General features: G+C 74.8%; 2 protein-coding genes and 1 pseudogene. 2 read left to right on the top strand and 1 reads right to left on the bottom strand.

Features of this window, described 5'->3' with window-relative positions:
* Positions 1–24 precede the first annotated feature (24 nt).
* Positions 25–1,218 (bottom strand): acetyl-CoA C-acetyltransferase, encoded by a 1,194-nt coding sequence (locus tag ACFRAR_RS10900; RefSeq protein ID WP_380697100.1) that lies wholly within the window; start codon positions 1,216–1,218, stop codon positions 25–27.
* A gap of 243 nt (positions 1,219–1,461) precedes the next feature.
* Here ACFRAR_RS10900 and mce point away from each other — a divergent pair, with 243 nt between their 5' ends.
* Positions 1,462–1,902: a methylmalonyl-CoA epimerase gene (mce, locus tag ACFRAR_RS10895; RefSeq protein WP_359831027.1), complete on the top strand. Its 441-nt coding sequence runs from the start codon at positions 1,462–1,464 to the stop codon at positions 1,900–1,902.
* Between the two features lie 510 nt (positions 1,903–2,412).
* Positions 2,413–4,786 (top strand): annotated as a pseudogene (locus ACFRAR_RS10890) (hypothetical protein); the annotation flags it as partial.

The raw sequence follows: 4,786 nt of genomic DNA, 5'->3' as shown, positions 1-4,786 counted from the left end.
GCCCCGAAGTCGGGTCGGAGCCGGTCAGGCCTTCGGGACGCGCACGATCAGCGCGTCGCCCTGGCCGCCGCCGCCACACAGCGCGGCCGCGCCGACCCCGCCGCCGCGGCGCTGCAGCTCCAGCGCCAGGGACAGCACCACGCGGGCGCCGGACATCCCGATCGGGTGGCCGAGCGCGATGGCGCCGCCGTTGACGTTGACGATGTCCGAGGAGACGCCCAGGTCCTTCGTGGACTGGTAGGCGACGGCCGCGAACGCCTCGTTGATCTCGATCAGGTCGAGGTCGGCGACCTCCAGGCCCTCCTTGGAGAGCGCGTGCTTGATCGCGTTCGACGGCTGCGACTGGAGCGAGTTGTCCGGGCCCGCCACGTTGCCGTGCGCGCCGATCTCGGCGATCCAGGTCAGGCCCAGCTCCTCGGCCTTGGCCTTGCTCATCACGACCACGGCGGCGGCGCCGTCGGAGATCTGCGAGGAGGTGCCGGCGGTGATCGTGCCGTCCTTGGTGAAGGCCGGGCGCAGCTTGGCCAGGCCCTCGACGGTGGTGTCCGCGCGGATGCCCTCGTCCTGGCTGAACAGCACCGGCTCGCCCTTGCGCTGCGGGATGGCGACCGGGACGATCTCGGCCTCGAAGACGCCGTCGGCCTGCGCCTTGGCGGCCCGCTGGTGCGAGGCGGCCGCGATCTCGTCCTGCGCCTCGCGCGGGATGCCCAGGCGGGTGTTGTGCTTCTCGGTGGACTCGCCCATCGGGATGTTCTCGTAGGCGTCGGTGAGACCGTCGTGGGCCATCGAGTCGAGCATCGCGATCGCGCCGTACTTGTAGCCCTCGCGGGACTTGGGCAGCAGGTGCGGGGCGTTGGTCATCGACTCCTGGCCGCCGGCCACCACGATGTCGAACTCGCCGGCCCGGATCAGCTGGTCGGCCAGCGCGATGGCGTCCAGTCCGGAGAGGCAGACCTTGTTGACGGTCAGCGCCGGGACGTTCATCGGGATGCCGGCCTTGACGGCGGCCTGACGGGCCGGGATCTGGCCGGCGCCGGCCTGGAGCACCTGGCCCATGATCACGTACTGGACCTGGTCGCCGGTGATCCCGGCCCGCTCCAGGGCCGCCTTGATCGCGACGGCGCCGAGCTCGGCGCCGGAGAAGCCCTTGAGGGAACCCAGCAGGCGGCCCATCGGGGTCCGCGCACCGGCAACGATCACAGAGGTGGTGTTGGTCATGGGACGGGCCCCTTCGCACGTCGTGGCCAGGTGAGGATGCGCTCAATGTACTGACCTGTTACCCGCCCGTCACCGGAGCGACGGTGTGATCGAGCGCACTGGCACCATCCAGTCAACACCGTGCCGAACCGGTCCGGGTGAACCGCCCGCCGTGTGAGCAGGCTCGCACCCGGGGCTCTGGCGTCGGTCGCGCGCGATGCGCTGCACTGGGTGCACTCTTCTCCCCATCACCCGGAGGTCGCCGTGCTGACCCGAATCGACCACATCGGCATCGCCTGCCGAGACCTCGACAAGACGGTCGAGTTCTACCGCGCCACCTACGGCTTCGAGGTCTTCCACTCCGAGGTCAACGAGGAGCAGGGCGTCCGCGAGGCCATGCTCCGGATCAACGGCACCGACGACGGCGGCGCCTCCTACCTCCAGCTGCTGGAGCCCACCCGGCCCGACTCCACCGTGGCCAAGTGGCTGGAGAAGAACGGCGAGGGCGTGCACCACATCGCCTTCGGCACCGCGGACGTGGACGGCGACTCCGAGGCCATCCGGGACAAGGGCGTCCGCGTCCTCTACGACCAGCCGCGGATCGGCTCGATGGGTTCGCGGATCACCTTCCTGCACCCCAAGGACTGCGGCGGCGTACTGACCGAGCTGGTCACCTCCGCGCAGCAGGCCCACGACGAGCACTGATCCCCGCCCGGCCCGCCCCGGCGGGGGCGGTGCCCCGGCGGCACCCGACGGCCCGTCGGTCATGACCCGTCAGTAACCTGGCCGGAAGAGCCGGAAAACCCCCCTGCGGCCATTCCCCCGCAGTGCGCTCCCACTACAATGCCCAGGTGCGCGAAGGCTCCGGGGGACGGAGGCGACGGGCACGGCCGAAGACAGGCCCGTCCGCCCGCCGGCGGTCGGCCCGTCGCAAGGGGAGTCCCGGTACGCGGGCACGGCTGAACAGTCGCAAGACGGATCTGTCACCATTCTCCACAAGGCAAGAGTTCGCCCAGGAGTCCACTCGGACGGGGGAACGCGGAACCCCCGCGCTCCCGCGCCCCGGACTCCGACGACCGCGGCGGGCGGCCCCGGCATGGCGGGGAGCCGTCCACCGGCTGCGGATGCAAGGAGCCAGTCGGACCGGCCCCGGACAACGGGAGCCCGGAACCGGCCGGGTCGAGGACGCGACCAGGAGATGGATGGGACCGCGGAGTGCGGGGCAACGACCGCTACGAGGCTGACGATCACCTCTCCCAGTTCGAGGCCGAGATGGGCCGGACTCGGAAGGAGCGGGACAAGGCAGTCGAGCATGCCGAGGACCTCGCCTACCAGGTGGAGGTGCTCCGGGCGAAACTGCACGAGTCCCGCCGCATGCTCGCCCAGCCGCGCGCCTTCGACGCCGTCTCCGGCCAGGCGGAGCAGATGCTCCGCACCGCCGAGATGCAGGCCCAGCAACTGCGCGCCGACGCCGAGCGCCAACTGCGCGACTCCCAGGCCGCCACCCAGCGGATCATGGCCGAGGCCGCCGAGCGCACCGCCCGACTGGAGGCCGAGCTCACCGCCCGCCGCCGCCAGCTGGAGGACGAGCTCACCGAGCTGCGCCGCTCCGCCGAGCAGCACGTCAACGGCTGGGCCGAGCAGACCCGGGCGGGCTCCGAGCAGGAGGCCCAGCGGCTGCTCCAGGACGCCCGCGCCGAGGCCGAACGGATGGTCGCCGCCGCCCGCGCCGAGGCCGTCGCCCTCGCCGACCAGGCCCGCGCCCAGACCGCCGCCGACGTGGACGCCGCCCGCGGCGAAGCCCACGCCGCCGCCGAGGCCGCCCTCCAGCGCGCCCAGAACGACGCCGAGCGCCTGCTGCGCGCCGCCTCCGAGCAGGCCCAGCAGGCCGGCGCCCAAGCCGCCGCCGACGTGGACGCCGCCCGCGGCGAGGCCCAGCAGCAGCTGGCCGCGGCACACGCCGTCGCCGAGGGCCGGCTGACCGCCGCCCAGGCCGAGATCGGCCAGCTCAAGGCACAGGCCGCCGCCGAGCAGGCCCGCGCCGAGCAGCAGCTCGCCGCCGCCAAGGCCGAGATAGACCGGTTGCGCGCCGAGGCCATCGCCGAGGCGGAGCGCACCCGCCACGAGGCCGCCGAGCTGCGCGCCCAGGCCGAGCAGGCCGCCGAGCAGCTCCAGGCCGATGCCGAGGCCGCCGCCGTGCGCAAGGCCGCCGACGGCGAGGCCGCCAACGAGCAGCGCTCGCAGACCGCCCGGGCCGAGGTCGCCCGGATGGTCGCCCAGGCCACCAAGGAAGCCGGGGCGATCCGCGCCGAGGCCGAGGCCGTCCGGACCGCGGCCGCCACCAAGCAGGCCGAGGCCGACGCCGCCAAGGCCGCCGCGGCCGAGGAGAGCGAGCGGCTGCGGGCCACCGCCGAGTCGGTCGCCACCGAGCTGAAGACCGAGGCCGAGGCGGCGATCGCCGAGCTCCGCGCCCAGACCGAGCGGGACGTCGCCGAACTGCGCGCCCAGGCCGAGGCCGACGCCCAGCGGCTGCGCAACCAGGCCGAGGAGGAGGGCCGGGCGGCCGGCGCCAAGGACGCCACCGTCCACCTCGCCAAGGCCGCCAAGACCGCCGAGGAGGTGCTCGGCCGGGCCGACCAGGACGCCGAGACCACGCGCGGCGAGGCCGCCGCCGAGGCCGAGCGGATCCGCGCCGAGGCCGCCGCCGAGGCCCAGCGGCTGCGCGAGCAGGCCCAGGCCGCCGTCGAGCAGGCCCAGAACGCCGCCCTGGACGACGCCGCCGCGATCCGCGAGCGGATCGACCGGATGCAGGACGAGGCGGCCCGGCTGCGCGCCGAGGCCGAGGAGCTGCGCGCCCAGGCCGCCGCCGAGGCCGACCGGGTGCGCGGCGAGGCCCGCCGCCAGGCGGTCGGCCAGATCGAGGAGTCGGCGAAGAACGCCGAGGAGCTGCTCACCAAGGCCAAGTCCGACGCGGACGAGCTGCGCGCGGGCGCCGCCGAGGAGATCGAGCGGCTGCGCGAGCAGGCCCAGGAGCAGGCCGCCGAGACCCAGGGCCGGGCCGAGCAGACCCTGGCCCGGGCCCGCACCGAAGCCGAGAAGATCACCGGCACAGCCGAGCAGCAGGGCCAGGACGCGCTCGCGGCCGCCAAGGCCGCGGCCGCCGAGAACCGGGCCGCGGCCGAGCGCGAGACCGCCGAACTCCGGCGCGAGGCCTCCGAGTTCGACCAGCGGGTGCGCACCGAGGCGACGACCGCCGCGGAGGCCCTGACCACCGACACGCAGGCCGAGGCGAACGCCGTCCGGGACGCCGCGGTGGCCGACGCCGAACGCGTGCGCACCGAGGCCGACACCGAGGCCGCCCGCACCCGGGCCGAGGCCGAGGCGGCCGCGAACGCGCTGCGCGAGGAGAGCCGGCGCGAGCGCGAGGCGGCCTCCGACGGGCTGCGCCGCGAGCGAGAGGAGACCTCCGAGCACCTGGACGCCGCCGAGACCGCCCACGAGGAGGCCGAGCAGGCCGCGGCGCGGACCCGGGCCGAGGCCGAGCAGGCCGCCGGTGAGCTGCGCGCTCTCGCCCAGCAGGAGACCACCC

This window comes from Kitasatospora sp. NPDC056651, assembly GCF_042792155.1.
Lineage (GTDB): Bacteria > Actinomycetota > Actinomycetes > Streptomycetales > Streptomycetaceae > Kitasatospora.
The sequence above is the reverse complement of the archived record's forward strand: the minus strand, read 5'-3'. Positions and strand labels throughout refer to the sequence as shown.